Origin of the sequence: Pelagimonas sp. (genome assembly GCF_050633425.1) — a bacterium.
In the GTDB taxonomy this organism is placed as follows: Bacteria; Pseudomonadota; Alphaproteobacteria; order Rhodobacterales; family Rhodobacteraceae; genus Pelagimonas.
In genome coordinates this window covers 24,265-48,014 of the sequence record NZ_JBOEGM010000019.1, presented here as the reverse complement: position 1 = coordinate 48,014, position 23,750 = coordinate 24,265, and the positions used below count along the sequence as shown (strand labels likewise).

Annotated in this window: 20 protein-coding genes; 14 read left to right on the top strand and 6 right to left on the bottom strand. The window is 56.4% G+C overall.

What is annotated here, in order from left to right; translation table 11 throughout:
* Positions 1-31: 31 nt before the first annotated feature.
* Positions 32-997: a plasmid partitioning protein RepB gene (repB, locus tag ACRBB0_RS15585; protein ID WP_431375369.1), complete on the bottom strand. Its 966-nt coding sequence runs from the start codon at positions 995-997 to the stop codon at positions 32-34.
* On the bottom strand, positions 997-2,172 hold the full coding sequence (repA, locus tag ACRBB0_RS15580; protein ID WP_431375368.1) for a plasmid partitioning protein RepA: 1,176 nt from the start codon (positions 2,170-2,172) through the stop codon (positions 997-999). The genes repB and repA overlap by 1 nt, the downstream gene beginning before the upstream one ends.
* Positions 2,173-2,576: 404 nt before the next feature.
* Between repA and ACRBB0_RS15575 the strand changes: the two genes are divergently transcribed.
* The 8 genes from ACRBB0_RS15575 (at position 2,577) to ACRBB0_RS15540 (ending at position 11,601) form a co-directional block, all read left to right on the top strand.
* Positions 2,577-3,056: a DUF2946 family protein gene (locus ACRBB0_RS15575; RefSeq protein ID WP_431375367.1), complete on the top strand. Its 480-nt coding sequence runs from the start codon at positions 2,577-2,579 to the stop codon at positions 3,054-3,056.
* Positions 3,057-3,118: 62 nt separating this feature from the next.
* Positions 3,119-5,266, top strand: a complete 2,148-nt coding sequence (locus ACRBB0_RS15570) for a 4Fe-4S binding protein (protein ID WP_431375397.1) — start codon at positions 3,119-3,121, stop codon at positions 5,264-5,266.
* A gap of 13 nt (positions 5,267-5,279) precedes the next feature.
* Entirely contained in the window at positions 5,280-7,220 is a 1,941-nt protein-coding gene (gene nosZ / locus ACRBB0_RS15565) for a TAT-dependent nitrous-oxide reductase (RefSeq protein ID WP_431375366.1), read from the top strand.
* A gap of 3 nt (positions 7,221-7,223) precedes the next feature.
* Positions 7,224-8,489: a nitrous oxide reductase family maturation protein NosD gene (locus tag ACRBB0_RS15560; RefSeq protein WP_431375365.1), complete on the top strand. Its 1,266-nt coding sequence runs from the start codon at positions 7,224-7,226 to the stop codon at positions 8,487-8,489.
* Complete coding sequence (locus tag ACRBB0_RS15555) at positions 8,479-9,384, top strand: ABC transporter ATP-binding protein (RefSeq protein ID WP_431375364.1); 906 nt, start codon at positions 8,479-8,481, stop codon at positions 9,382-9,384. The genes ACRBB0_RS15560 and ACRBB0_RS15555 overlap by 11 nt, the downstream gene beginning before the upstream one ends.
* Positions 9,381-10,202: an ABC transporter permease gene (locus tag ACRBB0_RS15550; protein WP_431375363.1), complete on the top strand. Its 822-nt coding sequence runs from the start codon at positions 9,381-9,383 to the stop codon at positions 10,200-10,202. The genes ACRBB0_RS15555 and ACRBB0_RS15550 overlap by 4 nt, the downstream gene beginning before the upstream one ends.
* Positions 10,199-10,720 carry a nitrous oxide reductase accessory protein NosL gene (locus ACRBB0_RS15545; RefSeq protein WP_431375362.1) on the top strand — a complete coding sequence of 174 codons (522 nt, stop codon included), beginning with the start codon at positions 10,199-10,201 and terminating at the stop codon, positions 10,718-10,720. The genes ACRBB0_RS15550 and ACRBB0_RS15545 overlap by 4 nt, the downstream gene beginning before the upstream one ends.
* Positions 10,717-11,601 carry an FAD:protein FMN transferase gene (locus ACRBB0_RS15540; RefSeq protein WP_431375361.1) on the top strand — a complete coding sequence of 295 codons (885 nt, stop codon included), beginning with the start codon at positions 10,717-10,719 and terminating at the stop codon, positions 11,599-11,601. The genes ACRBB0_RS15545 and ACRBB0_RS15540 overlap by 4 nt, the downstream gene beginning before the upstream one ends.
* Here the strand turns inward: ACRBB0_RS15540 and uxuA are convergent.
* Positions 11,598-12,797: a mannonate dehydratase gene (gene uxuA, locus ACRBB0_RS15535; RefSeq protein WP_431375360.1), complete on the bottom strand. Its 1,200-nt coding sequence runs from the start codon at positions 12,795-12,797 to the stop codon at positions 11,598-11,600. The two genes, ACRBB0_RS15540 and uxuA, sit on opposite strands and share 4 nt — an antisense overlap.
* Positions 12,798-12,924: 127 nt before the next feature.
* Here uxuA and ACRBB0_RS15530 point away from each other — a divergent pair, with 127 nt between their 5' ends.
* Positions 12,925-13,188, top strand: a complete 264-nt coding sequence (locus ACRBB0_RS15530; protein WP_431375359.1) for a type II toxin-antitoxin system ParD family antitoxin — start codon at positions 12,925-12,927, stop codon at positions 13,186-13,188.
* A 7-nt stretch (positions 13,189-13,195) separates the two neighbouring features.
* On the top strand, positions 13,196-13,543 hold the full coding sequence (locus ACRBB0_RS15525) for a type II toxin-antitoxin system RelE/ParE family toxin (protein ID WP_431375358.1): 348 nt from the start codon (positions 13,196-13,198) through the stop codon (positions 13,541-13,543).
* Here the strand turns inward: ACRBB0_RS15525 and ACRBB0_RS15520 are convergent.
* Entirely contained in the window at positions 13,540-14,001 is a 462-nt protein-coding gene (locus ACRBB0_RS15520; RefSeq protein ID WP_431375396.1) for an Lrp/AsnC family transcriptional regulator, read from the bottom strand. The two genes, ACRBB0_RS15525 and ACRBB0_RS15520, sit on opposite strands and share 4 nt — an antisense overlap.
* 98 nt (positions 14,002-14,099) lie before the next feature.
* On the opposite strand from ACRBB0_RS15520, the gene ACRBB0_RS15515 reads away from it, so the two are divergent.
* Positions 14,100-15,524, top strand: coding sequence for an aminotransferase class V-fold PLP-dependent enzyme (locus ACRBB0_RS15515; RefSeq protein ID WP_431375357.1), 1,425 nt, complete (start codon positions 14,100-14,102; stop codon positions 15,522-15,524).
* A gap of 83 nt (positions 15,525-15,607) precedes the next feature.
* On the opposite strand, the gene ACRBB0_RS15510 is transcribed toward ACRBB0_RS15515, so the two are convergent.
* A complete protein-coding gene (locus tag ACRBB0_RS15510) occupies positions 15,608-17,446 on the bottom strand; it encodes a diguanylate cyclase domain-containing protein (RefSeq protein ID WP_431375356.1) in 1,839 nt (612 codons plus the stop codon).
* A gap of 232 nt (positions 17,447-17,678) precedes the next feature.
* Here ACRBB0_RS15510 and ACRBB0_RS15505 point away from each other — a divergent pair, with 232 nt between their 5' ends.
* Together ACRBB0_RS15505 and ACRBB0_RS15500 are read left to right on the top strand one after the other, a co-directional pair.
* The gene (locus ACRBB0_RS15505; protein ID WP_431375355.1) at positions 17,679-19,403 is read left to right on the top strand and encodes a sensor histidine kinase; all 1,725 of its coding nucleotides are present in this window, start codon (positions 17,679-17,681) and stop codon (positions 19,401-19,403) included.
* Positions 19,400-20,740 carry a sigma-54-dependent transcriptional regulator gene (locus ACRBB0_RS15500; protein WP_431375354.1) on the top strand — a complete coding sequence of 447 codons (1,341 nt, stop codon included), beginning with the start codon at positions 19,400-19,402 and terminating at the stop codon, positions 20,738-20,740. The genes ACRBB0_RS15505 and ACRBB0_RS15500 overlap by 4 nt, the downstream gene beginning before the upstream one ends.
* An 85-nt stretch (positions 20,741-20,825) precedes the next feature.
* Here the strand turns inward: ACRBB0_RS15500 and ACRBB0_RS15495 are convergent, their stop codons facing one another.
* A complete protein-coding gene (locus ACRBB0_RS15495; protein WP_431375353.1) occupies positions 20,826-22,415 on the bottom strand; it encodes an ATP-binding protein in 1,590 nt (529 codons plus the stop codon).
* Positions 22,416-22,684: 269 nt separating this feature from the next.
* Between ACRBB0_RS15495 and ACRBB0_RS15490 the strand changes: the two genes are divergently transcribed.
* Positions 22,685-23,695, top strand: a complete 1,011-nt coding sequence (locus tag ACRBB0_RS15490; protein WP_431375352.1) for a C4-dicarboxylate ABC transporter substrate-binding protein — start codon at positions 22,685-22,687, stop codon at positions 23,693-23,695.
* Positions 23,696-23,750: the final 55 nt, after the last annotated feature.

Here is a 23,750-nt window from a genome sequence, read left to right as displayed (position 1 = left end):
TTCTTTTATCCGGCTGCTCGTGCCTCCATTGTTAATTTCTGCTCTCGTTGTCTTCCGACCGGTCTTTTTGCCAGCGGTCGTGAAGTTCGCTGATCAACGTCTGGGCATTTTGCTCCATCCACTGATCAAATCCATCTGTGGCCTTCGAAGAGATAACCAGCGAAAGCCCTTTGCCTGTGCGTTTCATTTCTGCCAACTCGGTGCCATCAGCGCCGGCAAGCGTCTGGGAGGACGGGGCAGGGGGCTTGGCGCGCTCCTGTAGGCCTTGGGCATGCGTATACACGGCCTCAAAACGTTGATCAGATGTTAACGTCGTAAAATCCGGGTCGTTTGTATAGGCCTTGGCCCGCGCCTGGGCCGATGTGTCTTCAAACAGCTTCACGAGCGCCAACCACCGCTCGCGCCCAATTCCAGGGGCCGACCCGATGGAGCGCAGGAAATCCATGTCAAAGGCTGACCCGACCTTGAGCATTCGGCTCACCATCGGGAGGTCGATCGACAGCGCATCGCAAATTGTCTGCCGGTCATATCCTGCGTCCTGCAGTTGGGCCGCAAAACTGGCCTTCTCAACAAAGCTCAGATCCTGTCGCGCGGTGTTTTCTTGCCCCTGCGCCATCACCAGCGCATGATCATCAAGTTGCCGCACCATGGCTTTGACCGGCAGGCCAAGCGCACGCAGCGCCATCAACCTGCGGCGGCCATAAACGATTTCAAACCGGCCATGTGTCGTTGGGTGTGGACGCAACAAAACCGGAACCTGTTGACCGTAGGTATTTAGACTCTGTTTCAGCTGATCTTGCGCCAAATCATCGATTCCAAGGCGGTCTTCGACACCCGCGTCGTCAATCAAACTGGCATCGATTTCCTGCACGGCATTTTCCTGCAGTTTACTGAGCGAGCTTTGCAATGCGCCAACCGCGCCCCGTGGCATCATCTGCGTCTTGGGGCGGTCGGGTTTGGTGGTCAAACCGGGTGTTAAGATGCCTTTGCGTGCCATTAGCGTCCCCATGCCTGTTGAACGAGGGCCTCAACTTCATCATTGACGGTGTTGAGTGAATCCACCGCGCGATCATAGGTGTTGCGATTGAACTGGGATCGGTCAACTTCGTACAAAGTCTGGTGTGTTAGACCCGCATCCGAGATCGCTGTAGACTTTAGAACCGGGGCAACCATTACCTCATCGCCGAACATTTGCCGCAAGAAGGCAACCACCTGTTGTTGTGGGCCATCATTGGGTTCATAGCGGTTGATCAGAAAGCGCAAAAAGTCGAACTCCATGCGCGCTCCCGCTTCAGAGACAACATCCAACAGGTCGGCGCTCATCTGCAAAAACTGCGACATCGAGGCGATATCGAGCATGTTTGGCACAACCGTGATCACAATCCCGGTCGAGGCACATAGGGCCGACATGGTCAGATACCCCAATTGCGGCGGGCAATCGAAGATAATGACGTCGTATTGGTCCTCAACCTCCTGCAAAACCGCAGCCATACGGGCGAAAAACGGTGGTTGGACGTTGCCCAAAAGCGCCTGAGGCGTCTCATGTTCAAACTCTTGCAACATCAACCCGCCAGGGGCGAGATCAATGCCGGTGAAGAACGTCTCTTGGATCACCGAAGAGAGGGGGAGGGGGTCGTCATAGCGGATGGCATCGTAAATCGTGCCCGACTGCAAAAAGTCATATTCGGGACGATAGCCAAACAGTGTCGTCAAAGACGCCTGCGGATCAATATCGACGCACAGTACCCTGTAGCCTTTGAGCGCAAACCGCTGGGCATTGTGGATCGACGACGTTGTTTTGCCGGATCCCCCTTTGAAATTCAAAAAGGATAAGACCTGAACCTTGTCCCCATCTTTTCGGCCTCGTTGGTAGGAGCCTTTGGTCTTGGTGGTCCCTTCAAGCGTCTCGCGGATTTTCAGCAGGTCTGAGGCCGAATAGTGTCGCCGTCCGCCCGGAGTCGTGTGGACATCGCCGATTTTACCGTCAAAATGTAACTTGCGCAGAAAGCTCGCTGAAATACCCAACAGCTCGGCCGCTTCGCCCGCAGAGAACAGGCGCAATTCCTTGCGCGCGTCGGGGGCAAAGACCTTGAGCATGTGGTCTTCGAGAGCCGCACTCAGGTTCTCCGCATTCTCGCGAATGCGGGTGTTTATATGGATTTGATCCGCCATGTCTGCCCTTTTAGGGTAACGCTGTTTTCCGTCAGCGCCTTATTTATCGTTTCTTTAAGCAAGAAGCGGCGTGTTTTGCAACAGATTCCTGCATTTGCAAGGCGCGTTGGAAAGTCACAAATCACAAAATTCCGCATAAGTCACTGAAAATAAATGCTTAAATGAAAAATTCGCGATTTTCGAGCTTACAAAGTTCTCGTGGCAGGTGTTTCAGAACGGGGCGGGGCAGATCGGTGATTCCCGTTTTCGGCCATGGGTTTGAATCAGTTTCTTAATGCGTCTCTTGCATACGTCGTGGCGCGGTTTGGGCCGATAAAACTTTCACGCAGGGCTTGACGATTATCAATTAGTTCAACGTCACCGACTGTTAGCGATTGGGTCAAGATTTAGCATTAGGCCCGCAAATGACCGCCGCGATTCCCACAACTGCACCGACAATCCGCCGCACAGCCGTGCGGTCGGTGTTGCTACGCCGGTGTATGGCGCTTGTTGCGGTTTTTGCGCTGTTTCTTCAGCTCTTTGCCCCCAATCTCGCCAAGGCCGCGAATTTGGAATGGATCGAAATTTGCTCAGAGTTTGGCGTCACAATGGTCGAGGTTGACCTGTCTGATGGCCCAGATCATCCGGGGCTTCCCTGCCCGGACTGTGACGCGTGCACTGTGTGTGCCACCTCCTTGCTGGTGGTATCCCAAGATGCTGTGGGCGGTCTCACGCCTATTAATGCTGTTCTTGACTTGGGGTATCAAACGCGGCCGGGTTCTAAACCCGAAAACCGGTTTCTGTGGCCCGTCACACGGGCCCCCCCGTCAGAGAACAAAACAAAATCGGACTGCGTATTCCGCGCGTTCCCAGTGTCACCTTTAAAAAAGGGAGAGGCGCTGTGACCGTAACAAGCGCATTCTTCTCACGTCTGGTTCGTGGCTTGATCGTTAGCCTCATCTGCCTGATGGCGATGATCGCCCCGGCCCATGCAGACAGTTTAGACAGCTTCTTGCCTGATCTGAACCCGGCGGACATGGCCCCTGGTGCTGACGCCTTTGGCCCGGTCCGTGAAGATGTGAAGGTCGCCCCAATCCTCAAAGCGGGCAAGACCATCGCATGGGCTTTCCTGACCTCAGATTTCGTTGGCACCACCGGGTATTCGGGCAAACCGATCCATGTGGTCGCGGCGATCAACAATGACGCGGTCTTGACTGGTGTCAAATTGGTCAAACATTCCGAACCCATTGTCCTGATCGGTATTCCCAACTCCAAGATGGTCAAACTCACCGAAGGCTATACCGGGCTGGACCTCAAGGCCGAGGCTGCCTCGGGCGGTGAGTCCCACGATCTCGACATCATTTCAGGCGCAACAGTGACGATTATGGTCATTGATGACAGTCTGGTGCGCGGTGGTATCAAGGTGTCGCGCGCGCTTGGTTTGGGTGGTCTTGCGCCTGTTACCCGCGACGGGCCGCGCCGCGCCGTCGACATGGCCAAAGAAGATGTGACCGATTGGACAACCCTGTCTGGCGATGGATCGGTGCGGCGCATGACGCTGGACATCGGCCAAGTCAACCAAGCCTTTGAGGCGATGGATGACCCGCGCGCCGCCAAACGCCCCGAAGCGGGGGAGCCGGGCGACACCTATATCGACATGCATATGGCGCTGGTCTCGGTTCCCAGTATCGGGAAAACCCTATTGGGCGAGGCGGAATATGCCAATCTGGTCGATTGGCTAGAGCCGGGCGAACAAGCGCTGCTGGTGTTGGGGCGCGGTCTCTACAGTTTCAAAGGGTCGGGCTATGTCCGTGGGGGCATCTTTGATCGGATTCAGCTGATCCAAGGCGATAATTCCGTCCGCTTCTTTGACAAACAACAGCGTCGTTTGGGCGAATTGGCGACCGATGATAGCCCCTCTTTTGTTGAACTCGACATCTTTAAAATCGCCGCGGATGCAGAGTTTGATCCAACCGAACCCTTCCGTATGCAATTGCTGGCACAGCGTTCTGTTGGGGCCTTGGAACGGGTGTTTTTGACATTCGACCTTGGCTATAAATTACCGGAACGCTTCTTGTTGCCCAAAGCCGCGGCTGCCAAAGTGGTCGATGACGCCACGGCCGAAGCCGCTGCAAAAACTGCCCTGTGGCAGCGGATTTGGAAAGACCGCACTGTCGAAATCGGCGTGTTGGGCGTGATGCTGATCGTGCTGACGGCGACGTTTTTCTTCCAATTCCAAGCGACTATGAACGCGCGGAACTTTTATTGGTTCCGCATCGGGTATCTGACCATGTCGCTGTTCTTTATTGGCTGGTATGCCAATGCGCAGCTCTCCGTTGTCAATCTGATGGCGCTGGCCGGAAGCCTCAAGGGCGGCTTCACATGGGATGCATTTCTCATGGACCCGCTGGTGTTTATCCAATGGTTCTCCATCGCAGCGGCGCTGCTGTTTTGGGGCAGGGGGGCCTATTGTGGCTGGCTGTGCCCATTCGGTGCGCTTCAAGAACTGACCAACAAGATCGCGCGCGCCTTCAAGGTTCCTCAGATCACCCTGCCATGGGGGCTGCATGAACGGCTTTGGGCGGTGAAGTACATGATCTTCCTTGGGCTGTTTGGCCTGTCGATGGTGTCGATCCCGCTGGCGGAAACCTATGCCGAGATTGAGCCGTTCAAAACTGCGATCATCCTGAAATTTGTCCGCGACTGGCCGTTTGTCATCTTTGCCTTGTCACTGGTGGTGGCCGGTCTGTTTATCGAACGGCTCTATTGCCGCTATCTGTGCCCGCTTGGTGCGGCGCTGGCGATCCCGGCCCGGATTCGCATGTTTGACTGGCTGCGCCGGTACAAAGAATGCGGCTCTCCCTGTCAAACCTGCGCCAATGAATGCCCGGTGCAGGCGATTCACCCGACGGGTGAAATCAATCCGAATGAATGCGTCGACTGTCTGCATTGTCAGGTTCTCTATCAGTCCGACGCCAAATGCCCGGTCGTCATCCGCCAAGTCAAACGGCGGGCCAAGGTCGGATCGGCGGATCTGGAAAGGCCCAAGGCCCCCGTTTCCCCAAAAGATGCCCCGACAAATCACCCAAATGCCAAACCCACCCCTGTTTCGTGAAGGAGGAACTCTAATGTCCGAAGAAACCACTGAAAAAATGCCAGAGCAAAAACTATCTGTCACACGTCGCGGCCTTTTGGGCGCAACCGCAACTGGCGCGGCTGTCGCTGCAACCGGCATCGGCGGCGCGCTGATGGGCGCTGGCGAAGCGCAGGCCGCAACGGGTCAAAGCTGGCACCTTGCCCCCGGCGATCTGGATGAATACTACGGCTTCTGGTCCTCGGGTCAGACCGGCGAATTGCGCATCCTGGGCATGCCGTCCATGCGCGAATTGATGCGTGTTCCAGTGTTCAACCGCTGCTCAGCCACGGGTTGGGGCCAGACCAATGAATCGCTCAAGGTTTTGACCGAAGGCTTGCTGCCTGAAACCAAGGAATTCCTCGCCGCCAATGGCAAGGTCACCTATGACAACGGCGATTTGCACCACCCGCATATGTCGTTCACCGATGGCACCTATGATGGCCGTTTTCTGTTCATGAACGACAAAGCCAACACCCGCGTGGCGCGTGTGCGCTGTGACGTGATGAAATGCGACAAGATCATCGAGATCCCCAACGCGCATGACATCCACGGCCTTCGCCCTCAGAAATTCCCACGCACCGGGTATGTCTTTGCAAATGGTGAGCACGAAGCGCCGCTGGTCAATGATGGCACCATTCTGGATGAGCCAGAGCAGTATGTGAACATCTTCACCGCCATCGACGGTGACGAGATGGAAGTTGCATGGCAGGTGATCGTGTCGGGGAACCTCGACAACACCGATTGTGATTATCAGGGCAAATACGCTTTCTCGACCTCGTATAACTCGGAAATGGGCATGACCCTCGCCGAGATGACCGAAGCTGAGCTTGACCACGTTGTTGTTTTCAACATCAAGGCGATCGAAGCCGCGATTCAAGCGGGCGATTACCAAGAGCTTAAGGGCGTCAAAGTTGTTGACGGCCGCAAAGGTGCGCCGGGCAAACTGACCCGCTACATCCCGATCCCCAACTCGCCTCATGGTGTGAACGCCGCACCAGACAAGCGTCACATCTGTATTAACGGGAAACTGTCGCCAACCGTGTCGGTCATTGACGTGGAAAAGCTCGACGCTTTGTTTGATGCGGACGCCGATCCACGCAGCGCTGTTGTTGCAGAGCCTCAGCTGGGTCTCGGCCCGCTCCACACCGCCTTTGATGGCCGTGGCAATGCCTACACCACGCTCTTCCTCGACAGCCAGGTTGTGAAGTGGAACATCCAAGACGCGATTGCCTCTTATGGCGGTTCCGATGTTGACCCGATCAAAGACAAGGTCGATGTGCATTACCAGCCCGGCCACAACTCGACCTCGATGGGTGAAACCGCCGAAGCAGATGGCAAGTGGCTGATTTCGATGAACAAGTTCTCGAAAGATCGCTTCTTGAATGTGGGTCCGCTCAAGCCGGAAAACGAACAGTTGATCGACATTTCCGGTGACAAGATGAAGGTGGTTCATGACGGCCCAACCTTTGCCGAACCCCATGACAGCATCGTTGTTCATCGCTCCAAGGTGACCCCGGTTGATGTTTGGGATCGCAACGATCCAATGTGGGAAGACGCCCGTGTTCAGGCCGCCGCCGACGGTATTGATCTGGAAGATGGGGCCGAAGAAATCATCCGCGACAAGGAAGATCCAACCAAAGTGCGTGTCTATATGACATCGGTTGCGCCGGTCTTTTCGTGGGAGAAATTTGAGGTCAACCAAGGCGACGAAGTCACCGTCTATGTCACCAACCTCGATGACGTTGACGACGTAACCCACGGGTTCTGTATGGCCAACTTTGGTGTCGCCATGGAAGTCGGACCTCAGGCAACCGCATCGGTCACCTTTGTGGCCGAACGTCCCGGTGTTCACTGGTTCTATTGCCAGTGGTTCTGCCATGCGCTGCACATGGAAATGCGCGGCCGTATGTTCGTGAAACCCCGCGAGGCCTAAGAGATGCGCTGGCTCCTGACTCTTTGTATAAGCCTGATTTTGGTCGCGGCCCCTGGTGCGGCTAAGGTTTGGGATGTCCCAAATGGGGCAGGGGCCATTGCAACAGTATTGGCGCAGGCGGCGGATGGAGACACTCTTCGCCTGAGCCCCGGCACCTATTTTGAAAATGTGGTGTTGGATCGGCCAATGATTTTGGATGGCATGGGCCATGCGGTGATCGACGCGGGCGGCACCGGCAGCGTGATCACCGTGACCGGTGATGGCGTGACCGTGCAAAACGTTACTGTGCAAGGGTCAGGCAGCAGCCATGACACCATCGACAGCGGCATTCAGCTCAAGAAAACCGCCTATGCCCCGCAAATCCTGAATAACGTGGTGTTGGGTAATCTCTACGGAATTGACATTCACGGCGCCAAAGACGCGCTGGTGCAGGGCAACCGTATTGAAGGGCGCCAAGACCGTCATATGAACAGTCGCGGCAATGGCGTTTACGTCTGGAACTCCCCCGGTGCCATTGTCGACAACAATGATATTCGATGGGGGCGAGACGGGATTTTTGTGAACTCCTCCAAGAAAAACACCTTTACCAACAACCTGTTCCGCGATCTGCGCTTTGCAGTTCACTATATGTATGCCGACAACTCCATCGTCGCCAACAATGTCTCGATCGGCAACGATCTGGGCTATGCGGTGATGTTCACCACCAACGTCAAGGTCATTGGCAATGTCTCGATTGACGACCGGGAACATGGGGTGATGATGAACTACGCGAATAAATCCGAAATTCGCGGCAACTATGTGCGCGGCGCCAAGGAAAAATGTTCGTTCCTGTATAATTCCAACCGCAATACCTTTGCCGATAACTGGTTCGAAGGCTGCGGGATTGGCATCCATTTTACCGCCGGATCACAGGACAATCGGATCCTCGGCAACGCTTTTGTCGGAAACCGGACACAGGTCAAACTGGTCTCAACCGATTGGCATGAATGGTCCGAGGATGGGCGCGGCAACTACTGGTCGGACAATGCCAGCTTTGACGTTGATGGTGACGGTATCGGCGATCAACCCTACCGCCCCAACGACAGCATGGATCACGTGCTTTGGACACAGCCGGGTGCCAAATTGCTTCTCGGGTCGCCTGCGGTTCAACTTGTCCGCTGGTCGCAATCTGCCTTTCCCGCGCTTTTGCCCGGCGGGGTGGTCGACAGCTTCCCGGTTATGAAACCCGTCAAACCCGACGCTTACCGAAAGGTGCCCCATGACGGCTGACGTTTTGAAGATTTCCAATGCCTGCAAAGCCCGCGGCAAGACCCGCGTTTTGTCAGACGTGTCGCTGCTTGTGCAACCGGGAGAGCGCGTGGCGCTGCTCGGCCATAACGGCGCTGGAAAATCGACCCTGATCAAGGCTGTTTTGGGTCTAACTCCCATCGACGGCGGTACGGTTTTCATTAACGGGGCCACCCCCGGCAGCGCCCAAGCCCGCCGCGCCACCGCCTATTTGCCCGAGGCCGTTTCGTTCCATCCGGCGTTGACGGGGCGCGAACAACTCACCCTGTTTGCCAAATTAGACGGGGCCAAGGCCGACGTTGTGGGCTTGTTGGACCGGGTCGGCCTGTCCGACGCTTTGGACCGCCGCATTGGCACCTATTCCAAAGGGATGCGGCAACGGTTGGGCTTGGCGCAGGTCTTGCTTGGAAAGCCGGCCGTTGCCCTGTTGGATGAACCAACCAGCGGCCTTGACCCAATTTCGCGCCAAGATCTCTATGCCATCATCGACCAGTTGGCGGGGCAGGGGACGGCCGTATTGATTGCGTCGCACGCGCTGACCGAGGTCGAGGCCCGCACTGACCGGATTGCGATCATGAATCAAGGCGTGCTGGTCGCGGACGACACCCTGACAGGATTGTCGCGCCGGGCCGGATTGCCGATCCGCCTGCGCGTTCGTGCAACGGACAATGCCGATGCCATTGCGGCGCAAATCGGCGGGCGGCGGATCAATGGGGCCTCGGTCGAATTGCATTGCACGCCGGACGACAAAATGGCGCAACTCCGTCGCATCACCGATCTGGGCGAGGCGGTGGCTGATCTTGAAATCACCCCGCCCAAACTTGAAGACCTTTACCGGCATTTTGCCAAAAATCCGATTTCGGAGGATGTGCAATGACCCGCTCTCTCGCTATCGCCGCCTGTGAAATGCGAATTCTTCAGCGCAACTTATGGCTCGTGGTTGCCACGGTGATCATGGTGCTCTTTGCGCTTGCCCTGACGTTTGCAGGGTCTGCCCCAACAGGATCGCTGGGCGTAGATATGCTGACGGTCTCGGTGGCATCCATGACCACGCTAAGCGTTTATCTCGCTCCGCTTTTGGCGCTGATGATCTCGTTTGATGCCATCGCTGGGGATGCCGATCGTGGCTCGCTGGCTTTGCTGCTCTCGTATCCCGCCAGCCGGGGCGAGGTGTTGCTGGGCAAATTCATCGCCCACCTTGGCGCGCTGGCCATCGCGATGATCATTGGCTTTGGGTCTGCGGGAGCGGTTGCGGCATGGTCTGGCGGGGCAGGGGCCGAAAGCCTCTTGGCGCTTGCCCGTCTCATCGCCACCTCAATTGTCTTGGGCGCGGTCTTTGTCACCCTTGGGTATCTGGTGTCTTCCCTCGCCAGTTCTTCAACCGCTGCAGCGGGGATGAGCGCGGGGCTCTGGCTCATTTTTGTCGTTCTCTTTGATCTTGGCTTGTTGGGCGCGGTGGTGATGGATGATGGTGGCCGTTTCACCCAAACGATCTTTCCTTGGTTGATGGTCGCGAATCCCGCTGACGCGTTTCGGGTCTGGAATATTGCCGGTTCTGACGGCGTTGCGCTGACAAGCGGCATGACCGGCGCCGCCGCAGCGCTTCCTATCTGGGCCGCGCCTGCCTCTTTATTGGCATGGCCATTTCTGGGTTTTAGTGCGGCCCGACTGGCTTTTCGGAGGATCGAACCATGAGACTGATCACACTTGCGCTGATCGCCCTCACCCTGAGCGCCTGCCAAGAGGACGAGGCCAAGGCCCCCCCACCGCCTGTTGATATGACGGCGGAGGCGCTCAGTTACTTTTGCCAGATGAACATCTCGGATCACGGTGGCCCCAAGGCGCAAATTCATCTCGAAGGCTATCCGACCCCGATCTTTTTTGCGCAGGTTCGCGATATGGTTGCCTATCTCAAAAGCCCCGAACGAGACGCCAAAATTTTGGCAGTTTATGTCAGCGACATGAACGCGGCCCCCAGTTGGGAACACCCCGGCACCGCCAATTGGATCGCCGCTGATGGGGCGCAATATGTTGTCGGAGCACCGGTGCGGGGCGGCATGGGCGCGCCTGAAATCGTACCTTTTGGCAACTATGAAGGTGCCGATGCATTCTCTACAAAATATGGTGGGCAGGTCCTGCCAATGTCCGAAATTCCCGACGATGCCGCCCTTGGTGCCGTCAATTTGGCCCAAGTGTTGGAGACCCCATCATGACCGTTTTAACGCGTCGTCGTTTCTTGACCATTGCCGCCGCTGGTGGTGCTGTCGCGGCTTGTCCGGTTTCGGCCCGCACACCCGTGGCGCGATGGACGGGGCGTGCGCTTGGAGCTGGGGCGTCCATGCAATTGGTCGGACTGGGCGGGGATGCCGCCGCCGAGATATTTGCACAGGTTGAGGCCGAAATTCTGCGACTTGAGGCTGTGTTTAGCCTCTACGACCCGCAAAGTGAGCTGTCTCGCTTGAACCAAGACGGGACCTTGGCGGGGCCGTCCTTCGATTTCTTGCAGGTTCTCAGCCTGTCAAACCGCTTGAATGTCGCCACAAAAGGCCGTTTTGATCCGAGCATCCAGTCCCTCTGGCATGCCAAGGCGACAGGTGGTGATCTTGAGGCCGCGATGGCATTGGTTGGGTGGCACAACGTTCATTTTGAGAGCAGCCGCATCACGGTGGGGCGCGGTCAGTCGCTTACGTTTAATGGCATCGCCCAAGGCTACATCACCGATAAAATCGCCGCGCTATTGCGGGGGCATGGTTTGAGCGATGTGCTGGTTGATATGGGCGAAGTGATGGGTCTGGGCAACCGGCCCGATGGCACGCCTTGGAAATTGGGTGTGGCCGCGCCTGATGGCCAAATTCTGCATCGCGTTCAGCTCAGTGATCGGGCCTTGGCAACATCTGCGACCCATGGCACCGTTCTGGCCGGTGGACCGCATATTCTGGACCCAAAGGGAGACGGCGGTCAGCCGGTCTTGGTCTCTGTCTCGGCGCCAAGCGCGGCGTTGGCCGATGGCCTCTCAACCGCTTTGTGCCTGACGGATGAGACGCAGCGCGTGCTCTCACAATTCCCCAAGGCCGAGCTGATCCTGCGCGCCTAAGATCCGCAAGCCGCCATCACACCGCGCAATTCAGCCAGCCCTCGCATACGCCCCAAAAGCGGATAACCGGGTTGCCCGCCTTGCTGCAGATCAAAGAGCAAATCCTGCCCATGGTCGGGCCGCATCGGGATTTGCCAATCACCCCGCCCTTGGGTTTTGCGTTTGTTTTCTTCAGCCGTCAAAGCCTGGATTGTCGCCACCATATCGGTGTCGCCATTCAGGTGCAGATCTTCAAAGAAGCTGGATTTATCGTTGTCGAAAGGGGCACGTCGGGAGGTATTGCGCAAATGGGCAAAATGGATGCGGTCGCCAAGCCGTTCGACAAAGCCAACCGGATCAAATGCCGGATCAACGCCCAGCGACCCGGTGCAAAACGTGATGCCCGAGGCCTGACTGTCAACCGCATCACAGATCGCGGTGTAGTCCGCTTCGTTTGACATGATGCGTGGCAATCCCAAGAGCGGGAAGGGGGGATCATCGGGGTGGCAACACAGCCGCAGACCAAGCTCCTCGGCAAGTGGTGTGACTTCGGACAAGAAATCCACCAAGTTGGCGCGAAGCTGCTGTGCTGAGATCGCATCATAGCTCGCCAAATGGCCGCGCACATCTTCCAGACTCCAATTGTCATTGGCACCGGGAAGCCCTGCTACAATGTTGTTCTGAAGTGTCTTTTTCTGCGCATCATTCATGACGTCAAACCGCGTGCGCGCGGCCTCAATGGTGTCTGCGCCAAATTCGGCCATGGCTGCCGGGCGCTGTAGAATGAACAAATCAAACGCAGCAAAATCCACGACATCAAAATACATCGCGGTGCCACCGTGGGGCATTTTCGCCGATAAATCGGTGCGGGTCCAATCGAGCACCGGCATGAAATTATAGCATATTACCTCAAGCCCGCAGGCGGCCAAATTGCGCATGCTTTGCCGATAAGCGTTGATATGGGCGCGGTAATCAGGCCCCTTGATTTTGATCGTCTCAGAGACAGGCAGGCTCTCGACCACCTCCCAATTGATCCCGGTTGCACCGCTTGTGGGGTGGGCAATTTGCTGTTGGCGGAGTTTGATTTCCTCACCGCTCCAAACCTGACCGGGCGCAATATGATGAAGGGCAGACACGACGCCTTCGACGCCGACTTGCGGCAGCGCGGACATTTCAATGATGTCCGCCGGTCCGAACCATCGCCAAGTCTGCCGCATTTCTCTCTCCCTCAAATGCATCCGTTATCGCTATCACAGGGGTGCCGTGCCTTTCGCCTGTTGTCCAGCCTGAAAATTTGCACCAGAGGAGTAATTGGCATATATTGCCAAGAGAACGGAGGCCCAGATGGCAACGCGCAACATCGTATTGACCGATCAACAAGAAGAGCTGGTGCATCAATTGGTGGCCAGTGGGCGCTATCAAAACGCGAGTGAAGCGTTGCGGGCCGGGTTGCGCTTGCTTGAACGTGAAGAACAGGCCGCACTCGATATCCGCACCCGCCTGATGGAGGGGTTGGCCCAAGCCGAGCGCGGTGATTTGGTCAAAGGATCAGGTGCGGATGCGGTCCGGGCGGCCTTTGCCCAGGCCAAGGCACGCAAACCGCAATGACACCGCAATGACACGGGCCTGGCGGCTGACGAAACAGGCTCAGGACAGTTTGGTTGAGATCGCGGTCTGGACCTTAGACACCTTTGGTCCGCGACAGGCGAAAGCCTATGAAATTGACTTGATTGAGCGGTGCGACCGCATCGCGTCAGGGGAGGTTCTGGGCCAAGATTGTTCCGTTTTGGTTGGACCAAGGGCAAAACCGGAACGCGGCCAAAGCAATGGGCTTCGGTTTGTGCGTGCCGGGCGGCATTTTATTGTCTACCTTGAAGCGTCCGAGCAAATCATCATCATTGATTTCTTACATGCACGTTGTGATTTGCCCGCGCGCATTGCTGCGCTCACATCCGCCCGTTAAGTTGGCAAGTCGCGCCCATCCGCGATGGCTTCCATGGTGATATAGGATGTCACGGCCTCTAGCTCAAAATCACGAATAAGCCTCTGATAAATGCGGTCAAAATCATTCATGTCCTGAGCGACGATTTTGAGCATATAGTCGTAATCCCCGGCGATACGAAAGAAGTCGATGACGTTTTCAATCGCCAAAACCGATTTGCGAAATCCATTGAGCCAATCTGCGGAATGATGCCGTGTGCGCAGCATGACAAACACCGTCAGACCCAGCCCCACGGACATGGGATCAAGCCGAATGGTCTGGCCGGTGATCACCCCGCTTTGGCGCAGTTTGGTCAAGCGTCGCCAACAGGAATTTTGCGAAAGCCCAACTTTCTCGGCCAAATCACGCTGAGACAGGGAGGCATCCCCCTGCAGGGCGCGCAAGATGGCTTTGTCCACAGAATCTAGGGTATGGTCGATCATTTGATAGGACTTGCCCCTTAATCGCGCAGATATTGGTGAAGTATTACCCTCACAATAGGGTCATAACTCTCCTAGCGCAACGCAGGAGACCCGACATGCCCCTATCACTTGACCCAAAACAGCCCTTTGGCGCATTTCAACGTCAACTGACTGGCAGCGACAGCCATGGTCGTTTGCGGGCTGGTCTGATTGGTGAAGGCATGGAAATACCCGGCCCGTTTGGGCCCAAACCACTTGTCTATGCGGATTATGTCGCCTCGGGGCGGGCTCTTGTGCAAGTTGAGGATTTTGTGACCCGCCACGTCCTTCCCTTTTACGCCAACAGCCATACAGAAGCGTCTTTTTGCGGGCAGCAAATGACCCGGATGCGCGAAAAGGCGCGTCAGATTATTGGCCAGCTGTGCGGCGCGGATGACCGGCACGCGGTGGTTTTTGCGGGGTCAGGGGCCACGGCGGGTCTCAATCGGTTGGTGCATCTGTTGGCGGCGGGCCCCGAAACAGTGGTCATTATCGGCCCCTATGAACATCACTCCAACATTCTGCCCTGGCGTGAAAGCGGCGCGAAAGTGATCGAAATTCCCGAAGCCGAGAACGGCGGCCCGGATTTGGTGTGTTTGCAGGCCACGCTTGAACAGCACCAAGGCCAGCACATCATTGGTAGTTTCTCTGCGGCGTCCAACGTGACCGGCGTCATGACCGATGTGGAGGCGGTGACGAGCAAACTCAAAGCCTTTGGGGCGCTGGCGGTTTGGGATTACGCGGGCGGCGGCCCATATATGCCAATGCGCATGCGTCATGCTGATGCGATTGTCACGTCGCCTCACAAATTTATCGGTGGTCCGGGCGCGTCGGGTGTGATGATCCTGCGCAAAGACGCGGTGCGCACACAAAGGCCGAGCCTGCCAGGGGGCGGCACCGTCGCCTTTGTATCGCCTTGGGCGCATGATTATTCCGGCGATCTTGCCACGCGCGAAGAGGCTGGCACACCAAATGTGATTGGCGATATTCGCGCCGCCTTGGCGTTTCTGGTCAAAGACGCCATTGGCCAAGAGTTCATCACCGAGCGGCTAGACACTCTGCGCGCGCGTGCTTTGAAGGTTTGGCAGAAAACCCCCGGTTTACGCCTCATCGGTCATCCGAACGCGCCGTCTCTGCCGATTTTTTCGTTTCAGGTGCAGGATCGTGATGGCGCGATGGTGCATCAGCAATTGGTGACGCGGATGCTTTCAGATGTCTTTGGCATTCAGGCCCGCGGCGGCTGTGCCTGCGCCGGACCATATGCGCACCGGTTGCTTGGTATTCAAGCGGTGCAATCAGAGCAATTGCGCGCAGAGATTTTGGCGGGGCATGAAGTTGAAAAACCGGGTTGGACCCGGCTTGGCTTCTCACCGCTGATGACGGATATCAAAGCCGATACGCTCATTGCTGCGGTCGATCAATTGGCCCGCGATCCGCATGCCTTTAGCGGGGTGTACCAAATGGATCCTCAAACCGCGCGGTTTAGTCCAAAGGCGGCTTAACCTGTTCGAGCCTAGCCGCTTACCACTGATCTGGAAGTGCCTGCAGTTGTTGGTTCCTGTAAAACGCCGCGGCGCGCAATGGCCTAGTTTGGGACGCACTGCTCGTGGAGGTAAAAGCCATATCCGCTCTGACCAGATCGCTTGATGCGATACATCGCAGCGTCTGACTGTTGCATCTGCGTTTCATAGTCAGGGGTTGGACCATTGGCCAATGAAATGCCAACACTGCATCCGATCTTCAAACTCCGCCCTTCTACCGCAAAGGGTGTGGTCAATGTCTCAACCACAACTGTCCCCAGCCGTTCGAGCACGACAACCGCATTATCTTCGGAGCATTTCAGCAGAATAGCAAATTCATCCCCGCCTAAACGGGCCACCAAATCGCCAGATCGCACCGATGCCTTGAGGCGCCGAGAGACCTGTTGCAGCAGTTTGTCACCAACATGATGCCCAAAGGTGTCGTTGACCGATTTGAATTCATTGAGGTCCAACATCACCAAGGCGATCTCTTCGCCCCGAGCGTTTTTGGCCCAGGCCTCGAACTCTTCCTCAAGCTTCATCCGGTTGGGCAGGCCGGTCAGGGCATCATGCAACGAGGCATGGCGCACTTTTTCCACGGCGGTTGCCTTCTCAGTGATATCCGTATGCGTCCCAACCCATCCCCCGTCCGGCATTGGCGCATGTGTGGTTGCAACAATTCGGCCCGAGCTCAGAGTAAATTCTACTGAAACTGGCTCCCCTTTGGCGAGTTGGGAATACAAGCGCTCAAGGTGCTCATGCACGTCGGGTTTGAAATCACCGCGCGACTCTTCGGCTTCAAGAAGCTCTTGCAACGTCACACCAGCGCGGATCTCACCCTCAGGTTTGTCGAAAATGTCGATGTAGTTCTGATTCCAAGTCGTCAGCCGCGCATCGCTGTCAAAAACAGAAACCCCTTGCTCCATCCGATCTAGAATGGTGCGCAATTCGGCGCTTGTTTTCTTAGAGAAAGCCTCAGACTCCTTGAGCTTGAGCTCAAACTCTTTTTGCTCGGTGATGTCTCGAAATGTTCCGATTAAGCCGACCATGTTATTGTCTTCGAAAATCGGTTCCCCAACTGTATGCACCCAGATCTGCCGCCCTTTGGCGGTGATCATTTCGGCTTCGATATCCCAGTTCGTCTGGTTCTCGATAGCATCACCGACGACGGCGGAAACGATGTCTCCGGCTTCAGGGGTGTAAAAACTCAATGCCGTTTCGAGGTCGGGTACATAATCTGGAGGGACGTCGTGAATGCGTTTGGTTTGATCGGTCCAGAAAAGCTCTTGAGTGTCGAGCCGCAGTTGCCAGCCACCAACACCCGATACTGCTGTTATACGGTCGAGCAACGTCGCTGTTCGTTGGGCGATCTTGGCCTTGTCATTCACAGATTTGGCCGTATCGATGGCCATGCGTTCGCTTTCGAACGTCCGCAAAAGCCCTTCTACTGCGATGCCCAGAAGTTTGACACGCTCTTTTTGTTTTTCCGTCAAAACCCGCGGTTTGCGATCAATAACGCAAAAAGACCCAAGCTTTGTCGAGCCATCGGTGGACAATGGATAGCCTGCATAAAAGCGAATATTCGGATCGCCTGTCACCAGCGGGTTATCCCGAAACCGGTCGTCTAAATGCGCATCCTCGACAATGAAAACATCGTCGCCGTGAATTGTATGGGCACAAAAGGAGACATCGCGTGACGTGGCATCGGCCTCAAGCCCGTGTTTGGCCTTGAACCATTGTTCCGTCTCTCCGACAATAGAAACCAGCGCAATCGGGCAGTCCAGAATGTCAGCTGCCAAGGCGACAATGGCATCGAATTCCGGTGTCCGAGGCGAGCGGACAAGCTGTAGCCATTCTAGATATTCGAGCCGTTCAGACTCGTTATCGGTCGGAGGGGCAATCATACCGGTCTGCCTTTTACACACACTACTATCAATATCGGTCCTTGGCGTTTGACGGTGCATAGTTCCTCAACCTCGAGTAACAAAACATAATCTAACACAACCAAACTGGCAAATGTCAGCTTAGCGTTCACGTCTAAGTGAAATTGGTAAACAAATTACTGAACCTTTAACGGAAGCTCCGAACAACAGAGATTTGCTTGCCTTTTATGCGAATTCGGGTCAATTCCAAGCCATGCGCCCGCTGTCTTACCTCTTACCAATCTTAGCGACACTCGTTGTGGCGACCTTGGTGTTTCGGGTCTCGTACGGGTATTTTCAATCCGAAGAGCTGTCCAAGGCGCAAGGGCGATTATCGCTGTATCAAAGCTCGGTTTCGGCAGAAATTGATCGGTTTTCTCACCTGACCTATGTGTTGGCCCGCGACAGCCATGTGCGCGCAACGGCCCAAGGGGGATCAACGGGGGAACTCAATCAACGTTTCCATGATTTCTCACGCCAGGCGGGGCTTGGGGCAATCTATTTGATGGCGACCGATGGTGTGGCGATTGCCGCGTCAAACTTTCAAAGCCCGTCAAGTTTTATCGGTCAAAGCTATGCGTTCCGGCCCTATTTCCGCGACGCGTTAGACGGGCAACAGGGGCGGTTTTATGCCATTGGCACAACCACGGGCCTGCCCGGATACTTCATCGCTGATCTTGTTCAAAGCGGGCTCGACCCTGTCGGTGTTATTGCGATCAAGATTGACTTTTCGGATTTGGAGGACAGTTGGCGCAACTCTGGGGAACAGGTGTTTTTGGCCAACGAAGACGGGGTTGTTTTGCTGGCATCTGATCCCGCTTGGCGCTATCGGGTGTTGGCCCCGCTGAGCGCGGCGCAGCGGGATCGGATCACCGAGGCCCGTCAATTTCCAGGGCAAACCTTGGATGTTTTGGATTGGTCAGCCGAGGCGAATTCCAGAGCGCGTATAGGGGCCGATCGTCGGATTCACCTGTCTACACATGCGTTACAGCACGGCTGGCAATTGCATTATTTTGCAAGTGATGATCGGGCGCTCACACGCAGCTGGCTTGTCACCGCGATTGTGATTTTCGCGGCGGGTCTGGCGTTGATCGTGACGCAAATTCAACGGGCACGCCGGGTCGGGGCTGCGTTGAAGCGCTCTGAGCAAGAGGAAGCCGAACTGCGGCGTGCCAATGAACGCTTGGCGGTTGAAATCCAAGACCGGACTACGGCGGAACGTCGTTTGAAACGGACCCAAGGAGAGCTTGAACGCGCGAGCCGGTTGGCGGCTCTGGGGCAATTGTCGGCCTCCGTCACCCATGAGCTTGGTCAGCCGATCGCGGCCATGCGCAACCATTTGGTTGCCGCCGAAATCGGTGGGCAGGGTTCGCCGAAACTATTGGGCAAGATCACCGGTTTGGTGGATCGGATGGAAGGCATCACCCGCCAGTTAAAGTTCTTCTCCAGATCTGATAGCGATGCGTTCAAAGACCTTGATCTGCGCGATGCCTGTCGGGCCGCCTTGGCGCTGGTTGATCCGAATGTCGTTGCAATGGGCGCGCAGGTTCACGTCACTGAGCCCGACGAACCGGTTTTGACACGCGGCAGCCGTTTGAGGATCGAACAGGTGCTGACAAACCTGCTGCGCAATGCGCTGGACGCGGCCGAAGATGCCGCCCCCCCGACACTCACGATCCAAATTGGAACAGGCCAATCGGATGTTTGGTTTGATCTGCGCGACAATGGCCACGGCCTTGGTAAATCAACCTTGGAAGAGCTGCAGGAACCCTTTGTGACCACACGCGAAAGCGGGCGCGGTATGGGGCTTGGCCTCGCTATTTCCGCCAGCATTGTCAAAGATCACGGCGGCACCATGACCGCTCAAAATCATCCCGACGGCGGGGCCATTTTCCGTGTCACCTTTCCCAAGCCGCCCGACGAAAGCGAAACATCATGAGCCCCCAAACTGCCTTCAAGGTCTTGGTTGTCGACGATGACAAATCTATGCGCCTGTCATTGGTCGACCTGCTGGAGGCCTCGGGCTGGCACGTCCAAGCCTTGCCGCGCGCTGCCCTTGTCGCCGAAACCCTTGGGCATTTCCACGCTGATGTCATCCTCTCTGACGTGCGCATGCCGGGCATGTCCGGTCTTGAGCTTTTGGCCAGCCTCGACACATCCCAAGCCCCCCCCGTTGTGCTTATCTCAGCGCATGGCGATATTCCGATGGCAGTGCAGGCCATTCAGGATGGCGCATATAGTTTTATCGAAAAGCCCTATGAACCGCGCCGCCTGTTGACGGTTTTGACCCATGCCGCCCAGCAATCGCGGATGCGTGTGAGCAATGTCCGCTTGCGGCAACGGCTCTATCAGCTCTCTGGGCTTGATCGGGTTCTGTTGGGGCAAACTGACATCGTTGCCGATCTACGCCGGGACATCCTTGACCTTGCTGAGACCGGCGTGCCGGTTCTGATCTCGGGCGAAACCGGCACCGGCAAAGAGCTGGTCGCCCGCGCCTTGCATGATCTGGGTTCCGACCCTGACGCGCCTTTTCTCGCGCTGAACTGTGCGGTGTTGTCGCCTGATACCTTTGAAGCCGAGATGTTTGGCGTCTCGGGCCAGACCCAAGGCCGCTTGGTCGCGGCATCCGGTGGAACCTTGTTTTTGGACGAAATCTGTTCCTGTCCCTTGCCGGTGCAGGCCAAATTGCTGCGGGTACTTGAGGACAAAACCGTGTTGCCCGTTGGCGCAACCCAGCCGGTTCCGGTCACGTTGCGGGTGGTGTCGGCCACCAACGAAGAGGTCGCGCTGGCGGTGTCGGATGGCAGATTGCGCCAAGATCTTTTGTTTCGCATCAACACGATTGTGCTCACCTTGCCGCCGCTTCGGCAACGCCGCGATGACCTGACCCTGCTCAGTACGCATTTTTTGGCCGAATACGCCCGCATCTACGAAATCGCCATGCCGGAATTGAGCCAGGACGATCTGGCCGCTTTGCTCGCGCATGACTGGCCCGGAAATGTCCGTGAGCTGCGCAACGTCTGTGAACGACGCATCTTGGCGGCCCGGCGCGGCGGTGGGTCGATGGTACAGGCCTTGCAAAATGACAGCCTCTTTGACGACGTACCCGACACCCTGCGCGAAGCCGTCGCCAGTTTCGAACGTGAGCTGATAGCCAAAGCCATCCGCGCCCACCAAGGTCGTATGGATGCCGCCGCCGAAGCGCTTGGCATCGGGCGGCGCACCTTGAACGAAAAGATCGTCAAGCTGGGGCTGGATAAAGATGCTTTGATGTGACGGGGGCCATGTCAACCGCGTGAAAACGACGTTCGTAGAGCCAAGCCAACTTGGTTCGCAGGCAGGGTCAAATGAAACGACGCACTCACATAAAATGTTCGAGCTCGGCCCAAAGCGCGCTTTTTCGAAACGGTTTTGTGAGAAACCCGTCCATGCCTACCGCTTTGCACGCCTTTTCGTCGCTTTTCTGTGTGTTTGCCGTCACCGCCAAAATCCGGCATTTTCGCCGCCCGGTGTCTTGCTCAAAGCGCCTGATCAGTTGCGCTGCTTCAATGCCGCCCATGATCGGCATGGACAGGTCCATTAAGACCAAGTCGTATTCTGCGTTCTGGTAGGCCTCAACGGCACGGCACCCATTCTCAGCAAAACACAACTTCGCTCCGGTCTTTTGCAGCATTTTCTCGATCACCAACTGGTTGGTCTTGTTGTCCTCGGCCACAAGAATTTTCAGCCCTTGGGTGCGCGCCAATTGGGGGTCACTTAGAACGGGCGGAACCCCGATCTTTGTGTTGTTCTGAACGGTTGATTTGGGTTGTCCGACCATGGCCGTTTGCGGCGCAAGGTCCAGGCGAACGGTAAATGTTGTGCCTTTATCCGGCTCCGAGCGAACAGAAATTTCCCCGCCCATCCGCTCAACAAATGCCTGTGAGATTGCCAAGCCAAGACCCGTGCCCTCAGCACGGGCCGATAGCGGGCCGTCGGCCTGTTCAAAGGCTGCGAAAATGAGGTCAATCTGATCCGGCGCGATGCCACAGCCCGTATCTGAGATTTCAAACTGCACCTGCCCGCCAGAGACACTCTCCTCAAAAGCGACCGAGATCGAAACATGCCCCTGCTCCGTGAACTTGATCGCGTTGCCCAGCAAATTCAACAAGACCTGACGGATTTTGCTGGCGTCGCCGATAAACTCAGATGGGGCGCTTGCCGGGTAATCGACCAGAAAACCCACCCCCTTGTAAGATGTCTTACACGACAAGAGGACCGCGATTTCCTCCACCAGATCACGCAGTGAAAACGGCTTGTAACTCACTGACACCTTGTCGGCGGTAATCTTCGAAAAGTCCAAAACTTCGTTGACCACCTCAAGCAAAGCGTTGGTTGAATTGAAAATTGTATTCGCAAACAAGGTCTGTTCTTCGGTCAACTCTGTCTCGCGCAACAGCTCGCAAATCCCAAGAATGCCATTCATCGGAGTCCGAATTTCATGGCTCATATTGGCAAGAAATTTCTCCTTGGCTTGCCCCGCTTCCTCGGCTTGTTCCTTGGCAATTCTGGTCAGCTCCAAGGCCGCATCGCGTTCGCGTTCCGACGTCTCGTCCTTTGACGACCCCACCAAATGGGTCAATGTGCCATCTGCATCAAAGATCGGAGTCAGCGTTGTGCGAAGATGCCGTGTCTTGTGAATTGACGGCAAATCAACCTCATAAGTCGTTGCCTGTTTGGCCTTCACCGCCTCCATGTGCAATGCAAACCCGGTTTCACCCGTCGTGCCGCCAAATATTTCCAGGGCTGTTTTGCCAAACCAGCTGTCGCGCGGCAGTTTGGTGACCTCACGCGACCGTTTGTTCATGGCGATATACCGGGGAATCCCATCGTCGCCGACCTCTAGGACGATAACCGCCATGCCCACAGCATCCAAAATGGCATATAGGTCGTGCGGCCCTAGTTGTTTCACTCTCTGCTTCCTTTGCCCACAGGAAGGTTGCCTGACTGGCGAAGCTCAAAACATGTTCCTGTCCAAGTGTAATACCGGATCACTCCTAACCAATCCTGAAGACCACCGCCCCTGAGGCTCAGACTGGCCGGGCTTTGGGGGCCCGCGCAGCTCTGCGGAAATCCGCAGGGCAGGGGGTAAACGATGCGCATTTTCCTTCATAGGCAAGGCTCGCAACATCCACGATGCTCTGGCGCATCATCAACGTATGTATCTGGGAGGAGCCACACATGCGCACCCTTATGACCCGGACGGCCGTCGCCGCCCTGACCCTTGCCTTTGCCACCGAAGCGATGGCCACAGAATGGAACGTTTCCCTGTGGGGCAAACGCCGCGCTTTCACCGAGCATGTCGAAAAGCTGGCCGAGCTGGTCAACGAAAAGACCAACGGTGAATTCACGCTGAACATCTCTTATGGCGGTTTGTCCAAAAACAAAGAGAACCTTGATGGCATCTCAATTGGTGCGTTCGAAATGGCTCAGTTCTGCGCTGGGTATCACCGCGACAAAAACCCATCGATCACCGTTCTCGAATTGCCTTTCCTGGGCGTGACATCGCTGCGCCAAGAGGTCGAGCTGTCGATGGCCGTGTATCAGCACCCCGCCGTCATCGAAGACCTGGGCCGTTGGGAAGCCACCCTTTTGATGCCATCGCCGCTGCCTCAGTACAACTTGGTTGGTGTGGGCGATGCGCCGTCAACATTGGCGGATTTCGCAGGCCTGAGCGTGCGCGCCACCGGCGGCATCGGCAAAGCCATGGAAACCATCGGCGCCGTGCCAACATCTATGTCGGCCTCGGAAGTGCGTCAGGCCATGGATAGCGGTATTGTCAAAGCGGTGAGCTTTGCCCCCCATGCCCACATGTCCTTTGGCACCGTCGAAAATGGTACATGGTGGACCACCAACCTCAACCCCGGCACCGTGAACTGCCCGGTTGTTGTGAACAATGACGCGCTGGCCGATCTGTCGGATGAACACCGCGATGCGTTGCTTGGCTCGGTCGACGAGGCGCTTGAGCACTACATCACGTCTTATGAGACCAAAACCATGGATGCCTGGGGCCCCGCTCTGGAAGAGCGCGGCATCACGTCGGTCACCTTCACCGACGATGAACTGGCAGCCTTCAAGGACGCTGCTGCTGCACCTGCCGCCGCGGCTTGGATCGAAGACAACACCGCACGCGGTCTGCCTGCGCAAGAACTCTATGATCTGGTCACCGGCATGATTGCCGAGGCAAAATAAGCCTGACCCCTGCGCCCTTGGATCATCCGGGGGCGCAGATTTCCCTCTTCCCGAA

Bases quoted from the DNA above. Each gene is read 5' to 3' on its own strand.
- ACRBB0_RS15575 (WP_431375367.1), top strand. From the start codon at position 2,577: ATGACCGCCGCGATTCCCACAACTGCACCGACAATCCGCCGCACAGCC.
- ACRBB0_RS15500 (WP_431375354.1), top strand. From the start codon at position 19,400: ATGAGCCCCCAAACTGCCTTCAAGGTCTTGGTTGTCGACGATGACAAA.
- ACRBB0_RS15570 (WP_431375397.1), top strand. From the start codon at position 3,119: ATGGCGATGATCGCCCCGGCCCATGCAGACAGTTTAGACAGCTTCTTG.
- ACRBB0_RS15490 (WP_431375352.1), top strand. From the start codon at position 22,685: ATGCGCACCCTTATGACCCGGACGGCCGTCGCCGCCCTGACCCTTGCC.
- nosZ (WP_431375366.1), top strand. From the start codon at position 5,280: ATGTCCGAAGAAACCACTGAAAAAATGCCAGAGCAAAAACTATCTGTC.
- ACRBB0_RS15555 (WP_431375364.1), top strand. From the start codon at position 8,479: ATGACGGCTGACGTTTTGAAGATTTCCAATGCCTGCAAAGCCCGCGGC.
- ACRBB0_RS15545 (WP_431375362.1), top strand. From the start codon at position 10,199: ATGAGACTGATCACACTTGCGCTGATCGCCCTCACCCTGAGCGCCTGC.
- ACRBB0_RS15550 (WP_431375363.1), top strand. From the start codon at position 9,381: ATGACCCGCTCTCTCGCTATCGCCGCCTGTGAAATGCGAATTCTTCAG.
- ACRBB0_RS15540 (WP_431375361.1), top strand. From the start codon at position 10,717: ATGACCGTTTTAACGCGTCGTCGTTTCTTGACCATTGCCGCCGCTGGT.
- repB (WP_431375369.1), bottom strand. From the start codon at position 997: ATGGCACGCAAAGGCATCTTAACACCCGGTTTGACCACCAAACCCGAC.
- ACRBB0_RS15505 (WP_431375355.1), top strand. From the start codon at position 17,679: ATGCGCCCGCTGTCTTACCTCTTACCAATCTTAGCGACACTCGTTGTG.
- ACRBB0_RS15560 (WP_431375365.1), top strand. From the start codon at position 7,224: ATGCGCTGGCTCCTGACTCTTTGTATAAGCCTGATTTTGGTCGCGGCC.
- ACRBB0_RS15510 (WP_431375356.1), bottom strand. From the start codon at position 17,446: ATGATTGCCCCTCCGACCGATAACGAGTCTGAACGGCTCGAATATCTA.
- repA (WP_431375368.1), bottom strand. From the start codon at position 2,172: ATGGCGGATCAAATCCATATAAACACCCGCATTCGCGAGAATGCGGAG.
- ACRBB0_RS15530 (WP_431375359.1), top strand. From the start codon at position 12,925: ATGGCAACGCGCAACATCGTATTGACCGATCAACAAGAAGAGCTGGTG.
- ACRBB0_RS15515 (WP_431375357.1), top strand. From the start codon at position 14,100: ATGCCCCTATCACTTGACCCAAAACAGCCCTTTGGCGCATTTCAACGT.
- ACRBB0_RS15525 (WP_431375358.1), top strand. From the start codon at position 13,196: ATGACACGGGCCTGGCGGCTGACGAAACAGGCTCAGGACAGTTTGGTT.
- uxuA (WP_431375360.1), bottom strand. From the start codon at position 12,797: ATGCGGCAGACTTGGCGATGGTTCGGACCGGCGGACATCATTGAAATG.